This is a genomic window from Bradyrhizobium sp. CCBAU 51745 (genome assembly GCF_028128715.1).
GTDB lineage: Bacteria > Pseudomonadota > Alphaproteobacteria > Rhizobiales > Xanthobacteraceae > Bradyrhizobium > Bradyrhizobium manausense.
Genome location: NZ_LBJP01000093.1, coordinates 802,444 through 818,916, shown reverse-complemented (window position 1 = coordinate 818,916; position 16,473 = coordinate 802,444). Strand labels below are relative to the sequence as shown.

The 16,473-nt window shown below is 65.5% G+C and carries 11 protein-coding genes and 1 tRNA gene; 7 read left to right on the top strand and 5 right to left on the bottom strand.

Features of this window, described 5'->3' with window-relative positions; all coding sequences use genetic code 11:
• Window positions 1-277: 277 nt before the first annotated feature.
• Window positions 278-3,385: a DEAD/DEAH box helicase gene (locus tag XH98_RS40075; protein ID WP_271621855.1), complete on the bottom strand. Its 3,108-nt coding sequence runs from the start codon at window positions 3,383-3,385 to the stop codon at window positions 278-280.
• On the opposite strand from XH98_RS40075, the gene XH98_RS40070 reads away from it, so the two are divergent.
• Entirely contained in the window at window positions 3,384-3,566 is a 183-nt protein-coding gene (locus tag XH98_RS40070) for a hypothetical protein (protein WP_271601708.1), read from the top strand. The genes XH98_RS40075 and XH98_RS40070 overlap by 2 nt on opposite strands.
• A gap of 245 nt (window positions 3,567-3,811) precedes the next feature.
• Here XH98_RS40070 and XH98_RS40065 read toward each other — a convergent pair whose 3' ends face one another.
• Window positions 3,812-4,999 (bottom strand): CaiB/BaiF CoA transferase family protein, encoded by a 1,188-nt coding sequence (locus tag XH98_RS40065; protein WP_271621955.1) that lies wholly within the window; start codon window positions 4,997-4,999, stop codon window positions 3,812-3,814.
• A gap of 169 nt (window positions 5,000-5,168) precedes the next feature.
• Here XH98_RS40065 and XH98_RS40060 point away from each other — a divergent pair, with 169 nt between their 5' ends.
• Window positions 5,169-6,056, top strand: a complete 888-nt coding sequence (locus XH98_RS40060) for a VOC family protein (RefSeq protein ID WP_271621854.1) — start codon at window positions 5,169-5,171, stop codon at window positions 6,054-6,056.
• 37 nt (window positions 6,057-6,093) lie between these two features.
• Here the strand turns inward: XH98_RS40060 and XH98_RS40055 are convergent, their stop codons facing one another.
• Window positions 6,094-6,708, bottom strand: a complete 615-nt coding sequence (locus XH98_RS40055; RefSeq protein ID WP_271621853.1) for a TetR/AcrR family transcriptional regulator — start codon at window positions 6,706-6,708, stop codon at window positions 6,094-6,096.
• A 208-nt stretch (window positions 6,709-6,916) separates the two neighbouring features.
• Here XH98_RS40055 and XH98_RS40050 point away from each other — a divergent pair, with 208 nt between their 5' ends.
• The 4 genes from XH98_RS40050 (at window position 6,917) to XH98_RS40035 (ending at window position 12,918) form a co-directional block, all read left to right on the top strand.
• Window positions 6,917-7,684 carry an alpha/beta fold hydrolase gene (locus tag XH98_RS40050; protein ID WP_271621852.1) on the top strand — a complete coding sequence of 256 codons (768 nt, stop codon included), beginning with the start codon at window positions 6,917-6,919 and terminating at the stop codon, window positions 7,682-7,684.
• 390 nt (window positions 7,685-8,074) lie between these two features.
• On the top strand, window positions 8,075-9,064 hold the full coding sequence (locus tag XH98_RS40045; protein ID WP_271601703.1) for an HlyD family secretion protein: 990 nt from the start codon (window positions 8,075-8,077) through the stop codon (window positions 9,062-9,064).
• A complete protein-coding gene (gene rbbA / locus XH98_RS40040; protein ID WP_271621851.1) occupies window positions 9,051-11,789 on the top strand; it encodes a ribosome-associated ATPase/putative transporter RbbA in 2,739 nt (912 codons plus the stop codon). The genes XH98_RS40045 and rbbA overlap by 14 nt, the downstream gene beginning before the upstream one ends.
• Window position 11,790: 1 nt before the next feature.
• Window positions 11,791-12,918: an ABC transporter permease gene (locus XH98_RS40035; RefSeq protein WP_271601701.1), complete on the top strand. Its 1,128-nt coding sequence runs from the start codon at window positions 11,791-11,793 to the stop codon at window positions 12,916-12,918.
• 11 nt (window positions 12,919-12,929) lie between these two features.
• On the opposite strand, the gene XH98_RS40030 is transcribed toward XH98_RS40035, so the two are convergent.
• Window positions 12,930-13,004 (bottom strand) — tRNA-Gln (locus XH98_RS40030).
• Window positions 13,005-13,250: 246 nt separating this feature from the next.
• Between XH98_RS40030 and XH98_RS40025 the strand changes: the two genes are divergently transcribed.
• Window positions 13,251-15,029 (top strand): acyl-CoA dehydrogenase, encoded by a 1,779-nt coding sequence (locus tag XH98_RS40025; protein ID WP_271601700.1) that lies wholly within the window; start codon window positions 13,251-13,253, stop codon window positions 15,027-15,029.
• Between the two features lie 98 nt (window positions 15,030-15,127).
• Here the strand turns inward: XH98_RS40025 and XH98_RS40020 are convergent, their stop codons facing one another.
• Window positions 15,128-16,372 (bottom strand): MFS transporter, encoded by a 1,245-nt coding sequence (locus XH98_RS40020; RefSeq protein WP_271621850.1) that lies wholly within the window; start codon window positions 16,370-16,372, stop codon window positions 15,128-15,130.
• Window positions 16,373-16,473 lie beyond the last annotated feature (101 nt).

The window sequence follows — 16,473 nt, the reverse complement described above, 5'->3', positions numbered from 1 at the left end:
AGATCACCCACGCAGCGACCACGACGCAGATGAAGACGGCGAGATATGGCAGGAAGACGCGCAGGACCGGAGTCGCTCTGGCCGCTAGCTCAACATCATCCATATCATCGCCCCGAGCATAATGAGAAAGCCCGTGATCGCCGTCCCGACGAAAACGTTTTCGACGCGATCCATTGCCGTCGTAGCCCCATTCCCGGAACGATTTTGGAGAGTCTGGGTGCTTTCCGCATTGGGCTATGTGAATCGGCAAGACATAACGCCGACCTGCGCTGCGCGATCAAGCCTCGTCGAGAAGCTCCAGCAGCTCCTCGACCCGCTCGAATGGGGCATCGCGCATCGGGCAGTGATAGACGACGCGATCGCCGTCGCGTTGCAGCGATTTGCCCTTGGACTTCCGCAGCCGCCCCGGCAGGAACGTCGCGGCCACCGCGCTTTGCCCGACGTCGAGGCGAATGATGCCTCGGCGCTTGCAGTCCAGCCGCAGCCGCGCCGCTGCAAAGAAATCGCGTGCGGCCTGCGGCAACGGTCCGAAGCGGCGCGAGGTTTCCTCTTCGAGATCGTCGAGATCGTCCTCGCTGGCGCAGCGCGCGGCGCGGGCATAAAGCTCGAGCCGCACCGGCGCGGATTGCACGTAGCTCGGGGGCAGCATATCCGCGATCGGCAGGTTGAGATCGGGCACCCACACCACGGACATGCCGTCGTCGACCTTCTCCGAGGCAATCTTCAGGAGGTGGCTGTAGAGCACCGGGCCGAACACCTGGACGTGGCCGGATTGCTGCTCCGAGAACAGGTCGCCCGCGCCGCGCAGATCAAGGTCGCGCTCGCTGATGGCAAAGCCCGCGCCCGGGCGGCTGAACTCCTCCAGCACCGCGAGCCGCTTTTCTGATTGCCCCGAGGCCGACTCGGTCAGGAGATAGGCGAAAGCGCGGATGCCGCCGCGCCCCACACGTCCGCGCAGCTGGTGCAGCTGGGCCAGACCGAAATTTTCCGGCCAGCACACCACGATAGTGTTGGCCCGCGGGATGTCGAGACCGCTCTCGACGATGTTGGTGGCCAGCAGCACGTCGGCCTTGCCCTCGACGAAGGTCATCATGCGCTCGTCGATCTCGTCGGCCGGCAGTTTGCCATGCAGGCAGACGATCTTCAGATCGGGCGCGACCGCCTGCACCCGCGCCAGCATCGGCTCCAGATCCTGGATGCGCGGGCAGATCAAGAAGCTCTGCCCGTGCCGCCGCTGCTCGCGCAGCAACGCCGAGGCGATGGCGGCATCCGACAGCGGCGCGATCTTGGTCGCGACCGGCAAGCGATGCACCGGCGGCGAGGCAATGACGCTGAGGTCCCTGAAACCGGCAAGGCCGGCCGCGAGCGTGCGCGGGATCGGCGTCGCGCTCATCCAGAGCGTATGGGCGTTCCTGGCCAGCCCCGACAACTTTGCCTTCTCGGCAGCGCCGAAATGCTGCTCCTCGTCGATGATGACGAGGCCGAGATCATCGAACTTCATGTCCTTCGACGTCAGCGCCTGCGTGCCGACCACGACCTTGATCCGGCCGCTGCGCAGGCCTTCCCTGGTCTCCCTGACCTCCGCGCCCGAGGTGGCGCGCGACAGGCTGCCGACCTCGATATCAACAGGCGCAAAGCGCTTGCGGAAGGTCGCAACGTGCTGCCGCGCCAGCACGGTGGTCGGCACCGCGATCGCGACCTGCTTGCCCGAGAGCACCACGGCCGCCGCCGCGCGCAGCGCCACCTCGGTCTTGCCGAAGCCGACGTCGCCGCAGATCACGCGGTCCATGGGATGGCCGGAGGCGAGGTCGTCCAGCACGTCGTGGATTGCCTTGGCCTGATCGATGGTGGTGAAATAGGGAAAGCGCGCGACGAATTTTTCGTAAGGCGCCCCCGGTGGCACCAGCTTTGCCGCCTTGCGCCGCTTGCGCTGGCTGATGTGCTTGGCAAGCACCTTGCCGGCGGCCTGGATCTCCTGCTCGGCCGCGCTGCGGCGCGCCCACCATGTGCTGCCATCGGCCTTGTCGAGCGCGAGCTTGCCGCGCTCGGTCGAATACGGCCACATCAGCGCCAGATCGGGCGGCGGCACCAGGACCGCGTTATCGCCGGCGAAGGACAGGCGGACCATCTCGCGCATGGCGCCGCCGCCGGTGTTGACGGTCTGCAGGCCGTCGAGCACGCCGATGCCGCGCTGGAGATGCACGACCACCGTGCCCTGCTCCGGCACGTCGGCATGATCGAACGCCGCGCTCCAGCTTCGCGCCATCGGTTGCGGATGATGCGCGCGGCTGCCGAGCACGTCGGTCGCGGTCAGAACCACGGCAGGCTTCTTGCCCGGCATGACGAAGCCGCCATCGAGATCGGCGAGCAGCGCCACGTCGCGATGGCGCGCGCCCTCGGCCTCCGCCCAATCGGCGAGGCGCTCCGTCTTGACACCGCTCATCCGCTCCATCACGCGCAGATCCTCCTCTTGCGCGGCGACGAAGATGAAGCGCGAGCCGGCGCGCCTCACCTCTTCGACGTAGGCGCGCAGGGCTTTCCTGGCGGACGACAGCTTTGAGAATTCCGGCGTCGGCTGGAACGGAGAGGTGCGCGGCAGCACCTTCATGCCGCGGGTCGCCTGCTTCCAGTCGCTTCGCCCGAGATATTCGCGTTCCCTGTCGGCGCGGCCTGCGGCCTCCTCGATCGTGCTCAGCCAGGCACCGGCATGATCAGGCACGCCGGCATCCGCGGTCCACCTGGCCTTGCCGCAATAGTCGAACAGCGTCGCACGCCTGGCGCGCGCGCCTGACAGGGCTGTTCGTTCCGACATGGGATCGACGAGAAGCTCTTTTGTCTCGAAGATGATGTCGTGCTGTTGCGGGTCGAACGCCACGATCCGCTTGATGGTGCGCCCGGAATGCTCCACCCGGAACGGCCCCAGCGCGCCAGCGGGAAATATCTCGAAGGTCTGGCCGTGAAACAGCGCGCCGCCCGGATAATCCGGCTCGTCGTCGAGATCATAGCCCAGCTCTTCCAGGCGGGCGCGAAGCTCGCTCTCGGAGAAGGGGCCGCCGACCTTCAAGCTGAGGTTCAGACGCAACAGGCTCGCCGGCGGCGGCAGGCGCTCCATCACGGCTTCAGCTGTGGAGATGAGAAAGATCGGCTGTTTGGCTTTCGCCAGGCGCCGCAACACCGAGGCTCTGCGGCCCGCGATCTCGCGCGATGGTTCCAACTGATCGAACGGCAGGGTGTTCAGCCGCGGAAACACCAGCACCTCGCAAGTGGGGTCCAGCGCGTGAATGACGCTGCCAAGCCGCTCGGCCCTGTTCTCGCTCTCGGCGAGGAACACAAGACCGCTGCGGCCAGATTCTTTCCACTGCGCCAGCAGATGCAGCGCCATCATGCCCAGCGGCGACGACGACGAGATCGTGGCGCGCTGCGCGCCCTTGCTCGGCTTCGGCGAAGCCTTGCCTGGCGGGCGCCTGCTTGTCGGGCTGTTTGCGAGCGCGCGCTTTCTGGGCGAAGTCTTGACTGCCGCTTTCTTGATTGCCGCGTTCTTGGCGGGCCGCAATGTCTTGGAATGACGCACGTGAATCCGTTTCTCGTCTTAGGCAGTCGTCTTGGGCAGTCGTCCATGCCAGGCGCCACCGAGCTCATGATGATTCGGTTGCGAATGGTCATGCATATGGGATGGGGCGCACGAACATGCGCCTCTCCTGAAACCTCGTGCGACGCAGAGGTCGCCGGCCAACGCACAATGCGCGAGGATGAGCCGCCAGTCGTCTAGCAGACGCGCCGGCCTATTTCCACTCCTGTGATCAGATCGCGGCTAAATGATGCCGCTCTGCCGCAGCGCTGCGATCGCGGCCTTGTCGTAGCCCAGTTCCGCCAGCACGGAATCAGTGTGCTCGCCGAGCGTCGGCGGGCGCGATGCGATCTGGCCGGGCGTTTCAGACAGTCGGATGGCGGCGCGCGCGACCGGGGCCTGCTTCGGCAAGCCGGGATAGTCGACGTCCTGCAAGAAGCCGGCGGCGCGAATGTGTGGATGATCCAGCGCCTGTTGCGGGCTCAGCACCGGCCCGGTCGGGATCATCGCCTTGCCGAGCGCGTCGACCGCCTCCTGCGTGGTGCGCATCGCGCACCAGCGCGCCATCCGCTCGCTGATGACAGGGCCGTTGTTGCCGCGGCTGATATCGTCGGCAAAGCGCGGATCGTTCAGCCAAAGCTCCTCCTCGCCCATCAGCTTGGCCCAGCGCTTGAACAGCGGATGGCCCGTGACCTGGCACAGCACCCAGCCATCCCTGGTGCGATAGATATCCGCGGGCGCCGCGGTCTGGCCGAGATTGCCTGTGGGCACGCGGTTGACGTTGATGACCGCCTGCTCGATCAGCGTCGCGTTGGTGAAGGACAGAGCGGTCGCCAGCAGCGCGCCCTCGACGATCTGCCCGCGCCCGGATTTGCCGCGCTCGATCAGCGCGGCAAGCGTCCCGAAGGCGCAATGCAGCGCCGTGCCGAAATCGACCCAGTTCACCGCGGCGCGATATGGTGGATCGCCCGCGCCGGTCATGTAGACAGAGCCCGACATGACCTGGCCGACGCCATCGAAGCCGACGCGGTCGGACCAGGGACCCGGCCCGCCGAACGCGGTCGCCGTCGTCAGGATGATGTCAGGCTTGATCGCCTTGAGTGAATCATAGTCGAGCTGCATCGCGCGGAGCGTTTGCGGCGGCAGATTGGCGACGACGACATCAGCCGTCGCGATCAGCTTGCGCATCACCTCCTGCCCCTCGCCCGTCATCGGATCGAGCGTGATGCACTTCTTGTTGCGGTTGACCTGGAGGAACAAGGCACCCTCGCCGCCTTCGCCGACCGGCGCCACGAAGCGGTCCTCGCTGCCGTCGCGCTTCTCGACCCTGATGACCTCGGCGCCGAACTCGGCCAGCAATGTCGCGCAATAGGGACCCGCGATATAGCGCCCGAAATCGAGGACGCGCACGCCTTCCAGAACTCCCCCCATCGACCTCATTCCTTATCTCTTTCGGCCAGATTACAGGGAATGGGTGCCGCGGCAAGATGGCAGCTCACACCCTGCCTTGCTCGCAAGATGTGATGGGGCAAGTGTTTCGGCTGGCGGAAATTCTGCTCTAGAATGGAGCAGCAGTCCCTCCAGCCGGAAACACACAGCCATGCCGCAGCAATTCGACCGATCCGCAGAAGATCTCGGCAACGCCATTCATCTCGAGCACGTCAACATCACGGTTCCGGATCAGCGCCTCGCCACACTGTTCTACGTCACCGGCCTCGGGCTGACCCGCGATCCCTATCTGATGGTCTCGGACACCAACATGTGGATCAATGCCGGACGCAGCCAGTTTCATCTGCCCAGCGGCAAGGCGCAGGTGCTGCGCGGCCATACCGGGCTCGTCATCGAGGGACGCGAGGCGCTGCTGGCGCGATTGGCCTCGATCAAGGGCAAGCTCGAAGGCACGGCCTTCAGCTACGCCGAGCACAATGATTATGTCGAGGCGACCTGCCCCTGGGGCAATCGCGTTCACGTCCATGAACCCGATGCGGCGCGCTTCGGGCGCATCACGCTCGGCATTCCCTATGTCTCGTTCGATGTGCCGGTGGGGTCGGCGCAGGCGATCTGCGCCTTCTATCCTGAGGTCATGGGCATGCCCGCGGGCTTGCGCAACGGTGACGGCAAGGTCGCCGCGGTGAAGACCGGCCGCGACCAGCATCTCTTGTTCCGCGAGACCGACCGGCCGCAGCCGGGCTATGACGGCCACCATGTGCAGATGTACATCACCGATTTCTCGGGCCCCTATCGCAAGCTGCTGGCGCGCGATTTGATCTCGCGCGAAGACAATCAGTATCAGTACCGCTTCTGCGACATCGTCGATCTCGACAGCGGCAAGCCTCTCTTCACCGTCGAGCACGAGGTGCGCAGCGCGACGCACCCGATGTTCATGCGGCCGCTGGTCAATCGCAATCCCGCCGTCAACAACCGCAACTACGCGCACAGTCACGACCAGACGTCGTGGGCGATGGGACCGGATCAATACGAGGGGTAGCGAGCACCCGGCGGGAGCGGGAGGGATCGAACCTCCGTCACGCCTCTGCAAGATGGCGCGCGATCAACTGAACTACGAATTTGAGGAAATCGCGCTGGTCGAGGGCGGCGGGGTCTTCGGCGACACTTGCCAACAAAGCTTCGCCTGACATCGCGGCATGCATGTGGGCCGCGCTCAGGACAGCGATGGCGTATTGCGTGTCGGACATCTGCGGTGCGCGCCGCCTCGCCTTCCGCGCTGCCTGGATCCGCGCTCGATGAACTCGCTCGACCAACGACTTGAGCATGCCTGATCCCTCCGGCCGCCAGCCAGCGAGGCTAAGCCAGAGGGCGAGTCTCGCGGCCCGTTCGTCGGCATAGGCGCGCTGAAAGAGCCGTCCGAGGGCGGCGACGTCAATTTGATCGGGAGCCCAGCTTTCGATGATCGCTTCAATGTCATCTACCAGGCGGCGACCTATGCGCCGCAGGAGCGCGTCCATCAACGCTTCGCGGGTGCCGAAGTGGTAGTGAATAGCCGCGTCCGTGATGCCCAGATCCGAAGCGATGCGCTGGATGCGCACGCCTTCGGGGCCCTCGTCGTGCAGTCGCCGCTCCGCCGCATCCAGGATCGCGAATTTGGCCGCTTGCGGTGTTCGACGTTGTCGCGTGGCCATTGACAAACCTGCGTTCGCGGGACTTACTTAGGGTAGCCTAAGTAAGGGGCTGGTGGTGAACGATTGGCATCCCGAGGCGCTGACGACAATAGCCGATCGGCTCGGTATTGCCTTTACCGACCTCGCGCCGCCGCGCTCAGCGCGTTTCCGCACGCATGGCGGCCCCACTATCCACGTCCTCGATTGGGGCGGCCAAGGACCTCCGGCAGTGCTGCTCCACGGCGGCGCGCTGACCGCCCGCACCTGGGATTATGTCGCCATTGCACTGCGGTCTGATTTCCGGCTCATAGCACTCGACATGCGCGGCCACGGCGCCAGCGATTGGGCTGACGACTATTCTATCGAAAGCTGTGCGGCGGATCTCCTCGCAGTTATCGACGGGCTCGGAATCGAACGCGCGCGCATCGTTGGCATGTCGTTGGGAGGAATGGTGGCCTGCGAGTTCGCGCTGCGCCACCGGGACCGCACCGAAAGTCTCGTGATGGTCGATGTGACCTCACGGCCGGTGTTTGCCGCGACGGCGCGGATGCGCACCTTCATGACGGACTTTCCTGGCGCAGCGACAGTGGACGAAGTGGTCGAGTTGGCGCTTGCCGTTAGTCCCAGGAGCGATCCAGAGCGCCTTTATTATCGAATGCGCACCCTGCTGAAGCGCGACGACGATGGGCGCCTCGTATGGAAGAGCGACCGCCGTCGTCCGGCGGATTATCCCATGATCCTCAGGCATCTCGCCGGCTTCGAGGCTCGCATTCCGGACATGGCCGCGCCGTTCCTGCTGGCCAGGGGTGGTGAAAGCCTCATCGTCTCGAAGGATGCCGCTCAGGACTTCACCGCGCGCTTTCCCGACGGGCGGTGGATCAACATCGAGGGCGCGGGCCACAACGTTCAGGAAGATAATCCGCGCGATCTGGCCGACGCGCTGAGAGCCTTCTGGGGCGGACGTCTGCGGAGCATGATGCAGAAAGGCATTCGATGAAGACTTGCCAGGCCTTTGCCGCTTACGATCGCGACGCGACTACGCAACATGGCTGGGCCCGGCAGGTGTGAACTGGAATTCGCCGGGCACAAAGCCCGAGATTTCGGGCGATCATCGAAGAAACGTCGCACTGCCGTAGGACAGCCTGCAAATTCCTAGGTTCAATCGTTAGCGGGGAAGCGAGGCGAGCCCCGAATCTGTTTGCTCGAGTACCGAATATGCACAATCGCACCGCTTCGATTTCTTGTCTGTCCGATTTGCTCGCCAATACCTATTCCAGGATGCGGCGGGGCCAGCCAAGAATTGCCCTGCTTGAGCTAACTCAATCTGTGCCGACGAGCTTGGGCTATTCAAAGCACTCGATCGGACTATTGAGGTATGGTGCCCAACATGCGTGGCCCCGCGATGTTTGCTATCGCCGCCCTGCTTACGCTCGCTGCAGGCGGATATATCTACTGGACGCAAGTGATGGCGGTGCAGACCCCTGCCGGGCTTGCGACCGCCAACGGCCGCATCGAAGTGACCCGCGTCGACATCGCCTCCAAATTGCCCGGGCGGGTGGCGCAAGTCCGCGTCAAGGAAGGTGATGCCGTCCAGAAGGGCGAGCTGATCGCCGCGCTCGATACCACGGAGCTGCGCGCACAACTTGCCGGCGCCAAGGCCGCGGTTCAGCGCGCCGCAGCCTCCACCACCCATGCCGAGGCCGACATCAACATCCGCAAGGCGGAGTACGACCTCGCCGAGATCGAGACGCAGCGCGCGACGCGTCTGGAGCAGACGTCCGCCGGAACCAGGGCCGATCTCGAACGGCGCCGCGCACAGAGCCTCGTCGCCGCCGCACAAATCGAGGGTGCGCGCGCGGCGATGGTCGAAGCCAATGCGGCCAGGGAGGCCGCCGACGCCCAGGTCGCGCAGATCGAGGCGACGCTCAGCGATTCCGAATTGCACACGCCGGTGTCGGGTCGTGTCGAGTACAAGCTGGTGCAGGCCGGCGAAGTGGTCGCTGCAGGCGGTCGTGTGGTCACGATCCTCGATCTCTCCGACGTCTACATGACGGTCTTCCTGCCGACCGGCGACAGCGGCCGGATCGCACTCGGCTCGCAGGCGCGTATCGTGCTCGACTCGGTTCCGAACGCCGTGTTCCCCGCCACCGTCTCCTTCGTCGCTGCCGAGGCGCAGTTCACGCCGAAGACGGTTGAGACGCAGAACGAGCGGCAGAAGCTGATGTACCGCGTCAAGCTCGCCATCGACCCGAAGCTGCTCGACACCTACCGGGACTATGTCAAAGCCGGCCTCAGCGGTAACGCCTATGTTCAGGTGATTCCGAACGCGACCTGGCCCGCCTGGCTTGCCATCCGGCTGCCCAATGTCGCCGGCTGAGCCTTTCGCAGTTGAGGTCAGTGAGGTTGCCCACCGCTACGGCAAGGTAACGGCGCTGGCCGACATCGGCCTGTCCGTCCGCGCCGGCAACGCCACGGCGCTGGTCGGGCCTGACGGCGTCGGCAAATCGACCCTGCTCGCGCTGATCGCCGGCGTACGCCGCTTGCAGGCCGGCAGCATCCGGACACTTGGCGGCGACATCGCCTCGCACGCGCACCGCGACGACATCATGGCGCGCATCGCCTACATGCCGCAAGGCCTCGGGCGCAATCTCTATCCGAGCCTGTCGGTCGCCGAGAACATCGATTATTTCGGCCGCCTGTTCGGCCAGTCAGGGGCCGAGCGCGCGGCACGCATCAAGCAATTGTTGAGAGCGACCGGCCTTGCTCCGTTTTTCGACCGGCCGGCCGGCAATCTCTCGGGCGGCATGAAGCAGAAATTGTCGCTGTGCTGCACGTTGATCCACGATCCCGACCTGCTCATCCTCGACGAACCGACCACCGGCGTCGACCCCTTGTCGCGGCGGCAGTTCTGGCGGCTGATCGACGACATTCGCGCGCAGCGTCCGCAGCTCACGGTGTTGGTCTCCACCGCCTATATGGAAGAAGCCGAGCGCTTCGACCACGTCGTCGCCATCGACGCCGGCCGCGTGCTGGCACGGGGCGCTCCGGCCGAGCTCCTCAAGCAGACCGGAACCCAGCACTTCGAGCAGGCCTATATCGCGCTGCACGGCGGCAGCGTCGCACCCGAGATGGTGCCCATCGCGCCTTTGCCGCCGAGCGCCGACGGCAAGCCGGCCATCGTGGCCGAGGGGCTGACGCGCCGCTTCGGCGATTTCGTCGCCGTCGATCATGTCAGCTTCAGCATCCGGCGTGGCGAGATCTTCGGGTTCCTCGGCTCCAATGGCTGCGGCAAGACCACGACGATGAAGATGCTCACCGGCCTGTTGGACATCAGCGAGGGACGCGCCGAACTGCTCGGACGTCCCGTCGAGGCGGGCGACCTCTCCACGCGCCTGCGCGTCGGCTACATGTCGCAGGGCTTCTCGCTCTACGAGGAGCTGACGGTCCGCGAAAATCTCGCGCTGGATGCGCGCCTCTATCGTATCGCGGAAGCGGAGGTGAAGCAGGTTGTCGACCGGGCCCTGGAACATTTCGGCCTGGTCGAGGCGGCGAACAGCAAGCCGCCGAGCCTGCCGCTCGGCATGCGGCAGCGGCTGCAGCTTGCAGCCGCATGCCTGCACCGCCCCGAGGTGATGATCCTGGACGAGCCGACCTCCGGGGTCGATCCCGCCGCGCGCGACATGTTCTGGCGCTTGCTCGGCGAATTGTCCCGGCGCGACGGCGTGACCATCTTCGTGTCGACGCACTTCATGAACGAGGCCGAGCGCTGCGACCGCATCTCCCTCATGCACGCCGGCAAGGTGCTTGCCGTCGGCACGCCGTCAGAGCTGCGGCTGGCCAAGGACACCGCCAGCCTGGAGGACGCGTTTATCGCCCATCTCGAAGAGGCCGATCCCGAGGGCACGGTCGAGGAAGTCCCGCGCGCCGTCTGGACGAATTCGGCGGCAGCCCGTCCGCTGCCGACGGCCAGCCTGCTTGCATCGCTGCGCCGCATGTGGGCATTCAGCTACCGGGAGATGCGCGAACTGCTGCGCGACTGGGTGCGGCTGGGCTTTGCGCTGCTCGGTCCGCTGCTGCTGCTTCTGACCTTTGGATACGGCATCACCTTCGACGTGGAGAACCTGTCTTTCGCCGTGCTCGATCGCGACCATAGCGCCGACAGCCGGCAACTGGTCGAGAGCTTCGCCGCCTCGCGCTATTTCAGGCAGATGACGCCACTGCGCAGCGAGACGGAGGTCGATCGCCGTCTGCGCGCTGGCGACCTGCGCCTGGTGATCGACATCCCGCCCGGCTACGGCCGCGATCTCGTCGCCGGCCGCCAGCCCGAGGTCGGCTTCTTCCTCGACGGTGCCACGCCCTTCCACGCCGAAACGACACGCAACTACGTGGACGGCATCGTGCTCTCCTATGTCGAAGACCTCGCGCGCCGCACCCGCGGTGCGGTGCCGGACCTCGTGGCGGCATCGCTCGAGCCGCGCTTTCGCTACAACCAGGATTTCCGCAGCGTGTTCGCGCTCACGCCCGGACTGGTCATGATCTTCATGGTGCTGTTCCCATCGATGCTCGCCGCCCTCGGCGTGGTGCGCGAGCGCGAGCTCGGATCGATCACCAATCTCTACGCCTCGCCGGCGACGGTCGCGGAGTTCCTGCTCGGCAAGCAGCTGCCCTACATTCTGTTCAGCTGCGCCAGCTTCGTCAGCCTGCTGGTGCTGGCGAGCCTTGCCTTCGGCGTGATCGTCAAGGGCTCGGTTGCCGCGCTCGCGCTGGGCGGCATGCTCTATGTCTTCGCCTCCACTGCCTTCGGCATTCTGGTGTCCGTCTTCGTGCGCAGCCAGGTCGCCGCGATCATCGTCACCGCCATCGTCAGCACCGTCCCGGCGATCAACTTCTCCGGCTACCTCTACCCGGCCGCCGCCCTGCAGGGCAGCGGTCGCTTCATCGGCATGAGCTTTCCCTCGCTCTGGTTCCAGAACATTTCGCTGGGCACCATCACCAAGGCGCGCGGCTTCGTCGAACTCTATCCGAATCATCTCATCCTGCTCGCCTTCGGACTTGCCTATCTCGTGGCGGCGAGCCTCTTGCTACGCAAGCAGGACGGCTGACATGACGCGGTGGCTCTCCAACGTGTTCCGCCTCGGCATCAAGGAGCTCGCGAGTCTCGCAAGCGACGTGGTGCTGGCCTTCTTCGTGGTCTATTCCTTCTCGTTCAGCGTCTATAGCGAGTCGACGGGGATCACGACCGACGTCAACAACGCGCCGGTCGCCATCGTCGATTCCGATCGTTCGGTGCTGTCCACCCGCATCGCCGACGCGCTGCTGCAGCCCTATTTCCGCCGGCCCGTCCCGGTCGACCGCTCTGCCGTCGACCGCCTCATGGATGAAGGTCAGTACGCCTTCGTGCTCGACATCCCACCGCGGTTCCAGGCCGATGTCCTGAACCGGCGCGATCCGGCGGTGCAACTCAACATCGACGCCACGGCCATGACGCAGGCGGCAGTCGGCGCCGGCTACGTGTCCTCGATCCTGCAGCAGGAAACGACGAACTATCTGCATTCCCGCGGCATCGCGCGCGAACTGCCGGTGCGCAGCGTCGAACGCGCCTTCTTCAATCCGAACCTGGAAGGCTTCTGGCACATGGCGATCAATGCGCTGGTGGAGAACCTGACCATGCTGACCATCCTGCTGGTCGGCGCAGCGGTCATTCGCGAGCGCGAGCGCGGCACCATCGAACATCTCCTGGTCATGCCGGTCCGCGCGCATGAGATCGCCGCCGGAAAGATCTGGGCCAATGCGCTGGTGGTGGCGTTCTTCGGCACGTTGTCGCTGCTCATCGTGATCAAGGGCGTATTGCACGTGCCGATCGCGGGCTCGATCCCGCTGTTCGTTGCCGGCATGGTGCTCTATCTTTTCGCCATCGCCTCGCTCGGCATCCTGCTTGCGACCATTGCCAACACCATGCCGCAGTTCGCGCTGCTCGCGATCCCGGTATTCCTCATCCTCAACATGCTGTCGGGCGGCGCCTCCCCGCTCGAAGCCATGCCGCAGCCGCTCCAGGTCGCGATTCAGGTTTCGCCGGCCGTGCATTTCGTGCAATTCACGCAGTCGGTGTTGTGCCGGGGCGCCGGCATCGACCAGGTCTGGCCGCATCTCGCCGCGATTGTCGCGCTTGGCGCAATCTTCCTGGCGGCCGCACTTGCCCGTTTCCGCCGGATGCTGGCACGGGTGCAGTAGTGCTCGGGAGCTGGCTGGGGCGGGAGGGATCGAACCTCCGAATGGCGGAATCAAAATCCGCTGCCTTACCGCTTGGCTACGCCCCATCAGGTGACCACGGGAACGGCGGGCGAGCTGGCACCCGCAGATTCCCTTCGGTCGCAGCCGGTCTATAGGGTGCGGCGCGGCATTTCAACCGCCTGGAGGGGCAAAATACCACCGCCCGGGGCGCGGGCGCGCCACACCTTAATATAGGCGGGGGCGAAGGCCCGATGCGGTCCCGTATCGCACCCATTGAGGCCTCAGCCATTTCATGGGAATACGGCGGCAAACCTGTCCACGGGGAGTTTGCCATGACCTACCGCGCGCCGATTTCTGACATGCTGCTGTCGCTCAACCATGGCGCCGGCCTCAAGGCCGCCGTGGAGGCCGGCCATTACGGCGATTTCGACGCCGACATTGCCGCTGCCGTGCTGGAAGAGGCCGGCAAATTCGCAACCGACGTGCTGGCGCCGCTGAACAAGGTCGGCGACGAGCATGGCATCAAGCTCGATGCCGGCAAGGTGACGACGGCGCCGGGCTGGCCGGACGCCTACAAGCGCTGGATCGACGGCGGCTGGAACGCGGTCTCGGGCTCCGAGGACTTTGGTGGCCAGGGCCTGCCGCTGGCGATCAACGCCGCCTGCACCGAGATCTGGAGCGCGTCGAATATTGCCTTCGGCCTCTGCCCGCTGCTGACGGCCTCGGCGATCGAGGCGCTGGAGGCGCATGGCAGCGAGGAGCTGAAGAAAATCTATCTGGAGAAGCTCGTCACCGGCGAATGGACCGGCACGATGCAGCTGACCGAGGCGCAGGCGGGCTCCGACGTCGGTGCGCTGCGCACCCGTGCCGAAAAGCAGGCCGACGGCACCTATCGCATCAAGGGGACGAAGATCTTCATCACCTATGGCGAGCACGACATGACCGACAACATCGTGCATTTCGTGCTGGCGCGCCTGCCCGATGCCCCCGCGGGCACCAAGGGCATCTCGCTGTTCCTGGTGCCGAAATTCATGGTCAATGAAGACGGCTCGCTCGGCGCACGCAATGACATCTTTGCCTCGGGCGTCGAGCACAAGCTCGGCATGCACGCCTCCCCCACCTGCACCATGACCATGGGCGACCATGGCGGCGCCATCGGATTTTTGATCGGCGAAGAGAACCAGGGCATGCGCTGCATGTTCACGATGATGAACCAGGCCCGTCTCGGCGTCGGCCTGGAAGGCGTCGGCATCGCCGATCGCGCCTATCAGCAGGCGCTCGCCTATGCGCAGGAGCGCAAGCAGGGCCGCGCCGTCGGCAAAAAGGGCGACGGATCGGATGCGATCTTCGTGCACCCCGACGTCAAGCGCATGCTGATGCGGATGCGGGCGCAGACCGCGGCCGCGCGCACCATCTGCTATGCGACAGCGGTCGCGCTCGACGTGTCCATGCGCGCCAGGGATCCGAAGGTCCGCGCCGATGCGGCCGCACGCGCGGCGTTGCTGACGCCGATGGCAAAGGGTTATTCCACCGATATCGGCAACGAGGTTGCCTATCTCGGCGTGCAGATCCATGGCGGCATGGGCTTCATCGAGGAGACCGGCGCCGCGCAGCATTATCGCGATGCCCGCATCACCACGATCTATGAAGGCACCAACGGCATCCAGGCGATCGACCTCGTGACGCGCAAGCTTGCCGCCAATGGCGGCGCGGCGGTGTGGGCGCTGATCGACGAGCTCTCTGCCACGGTCAAACAGGTCGAGGCCTCCAACGATCCCGCCTTCGGCACCACCGGCGTAAAGCTGCGCGAGGCGCTGGAGGCCTTGAGGCGCAGCAGCAAGTGGCTGCTCGAACGCGTCACGTCGGCGCCGAACGAGGCGCTCGCCGGCGCGACGCCCTATCTGCAGCAGTTCGGCTCAACGCTCGGCGGCTGCCTGCTCGCCTCCGAGGCGCTCGCAGCGAAAGCCGACGGCAACACCGAGGCGGCGCGCTACGTCTCGCTCGCGCGCTTCTTCGCCGAGAACATCACCGTGCAGGCGGGCGCGCTCGAGCGCACCGTGACGGAAAGCGCTGACTCGGTCGCGGCGGCGGATGCGGTGCTGTTGGGGTAAGCTGCTTGCCGCGAGCGTCGGTGCGTAGGGTGGGTTAGCCGTAGGCGTAACCCACCGCTTGTGCCGCCGCGTGAACAGAAGAGGTGGATTACGCTTCGCTAATCCGCCCTACGGGCAGCGACCTCCGCCCTCTTTCCCGGCCGCCACAGCACGATGCCGGCCGCGATCACGTCGAGCGCCACGCACATCGCAAACGCAATGGTGTAGTCGCCGCTCGCGCTGCGCACGAGGCCGACAATGCCGGGACCGAAGGCGCTGACGATGCCGCTGATCGACGTACCCAGCCCCATCGCGGCCGCGAACGCTGCACTGCCGATCTCGCGCTGGATGATCAAGGGCGGAAAGGTGATCATGTTGCCGATCGAGAAGCCGTAGACGGCGCAGCACAACAGCAGCACGATCGGGCTCTGGCTGTGCAGGAGCACGAGCAAGGCCGCCGCCTGGCTCATCATCGACGCCGCGCAGGCAAGCCGCGGATCGAGCCGGTCGACGAACAGGCCGAGCGTGAGTCGCCCGATCACCGCCATCGCGGCCATGATGGTGACCGCGAGGCCCGCACTGGCGCGGCCGATCAATGGTTCGAGGAACGTCACCTGGTGAATGATGAATCCCATCTGCGCCAGCAGCGCGATCGCGATCGGCAGCACCATGGTCCAGAATGATGCAACGGCGAGCAGCGCCCGGCGCGAATGGCGCGCGGCGTTGCCGCCGCTGGAAACTGATCCCGCTGCATGCAGCGACGCGGCGGCCGGCCAGCCGGTGAAGACGACGACCACCGGCAAGACCAGCGCCACCATCACGATGGTCGCCGCCAGCATGGCCCAACGGAAGCCGATGCTGGTGCTCAGCGCCAACAGAACGGGAACGAGGATGATGCCGCCGCAGGTGGCGCCGTTGAAGGCGAGGCTGAGCGCGAGCCCGCGCCGTCGCTCGAACCAGGCGTTCAGCACGGTGGCGATCACCACCGAGCCCATTCCGGTCCAGCCGATCGACATCAGGGCATAGGCTAGATAGAGCTGCCAGGGCAATTGCATCAATCCCAGCAGCGCGGTCGATGCGCCAAGCGCCGCAAGCCCGCACAGGATCAGCGCGCGCAACCCGATGCGGACGAGCAGATCATCGGTAAAGATCACAAGGACGGCGCTCAGCAGGAACGAGAAGGTGCTGGCCGAGGATACCAGCGTGCCCGGCCAGCCATGGGCGCGCTGGAGCTCGGCGAGATAGACGCCCTGGCCGTAGAGCCCAAAGCCGAACATGAAGAAGGCCATCAGGAAACAGGCCAGCACCACGCGCCAGCCGCGGTAGCGCAGCGAGGACTCGTCAACCTCCGTTGCGGCGATCATCGTCAAATATCGGTCTGATGGAACGAACGGCTGATCGTGACGCACAACCACCGGTTTTTCAAATGAAAGATGTAGCCGATTGTTGCAATGCGCAAATCGCG

Excerpts from the sequence above, each read along its gene's own strand:
- XH98_RS40070 (WP_271601708.1), top strand. The coding sequence starts at position 3,384 with ATGCCCAGCGGCGACGACGACGAGATCGTGGCGCGCTGCGCGCCCTTG.
- XH98_RS40075 (WP_271621855.1), bottom strand. The coding sequence starts at position 3,385 with ATGATGGCGCTGCATCTGCTGGCGCAGTGGAAAGAATCTGGCCGCAGC.
- XH98_RS40065 (WP_271621955.1), bottom strand. The coding sequence starts at position 4,999 with ATGGGGGGAGTTCTGGAAGGCGTGCGCGTCCTCGATTTCGGGCGCTAT.
- XH98_RS40060 (WP_271621854.1), top strand. The coding sequence starts at position 5,169 with ATGCCGCAGCAATTCGACCGATCCGCAGAAGATCTCGGCAACGCCATT.
- XH98_RS40055 (WP_271621853.1), bottom strand. The coding sequence starts at position 6,708 with ATGGCCACGCGACAACGTCGAACACCGCAAGCGGCCAAATTCGCGATC.
- XH98_RS40045 (WP_271601703.1), top strand. The coding sequence starts at position 8,075 with ATGCGTGGCCCCGCGATGTTTGCTATCGCCGCCCTGCTTACGCTCGCT.
- rbbA (WP_271621851.1), top strand. The coding sequence starts at position 9,051 with ATGTCGCCGGCTGAGCCTTTCGCAGTTGAGGTCAGTGAGGTTGCCCAC.
- XH98_RS40035 (WP_271601701.1), top strand. The coding sequence starts at position 11,791 with ATGACGCGGTGGCTCTCCAACGTGTTCCGCCTCGGCATCAAGGAGCTC.
- XH98_RS40025 (WP_271601700.1), top strand. The coding sequence starts at position 13,251 with ATGACCTACCGCGCGCCGATTTCTGACATGCTGCTGTCGCTCAACCAT.
- XH98_RS40020 (WP_271621850.1), bottom strand. The coding sequence starts at position 16,372 with ATGATCGCCGCAACGGAGGTTGACGAGTCCTCGCTGCGCTACCGCGGC.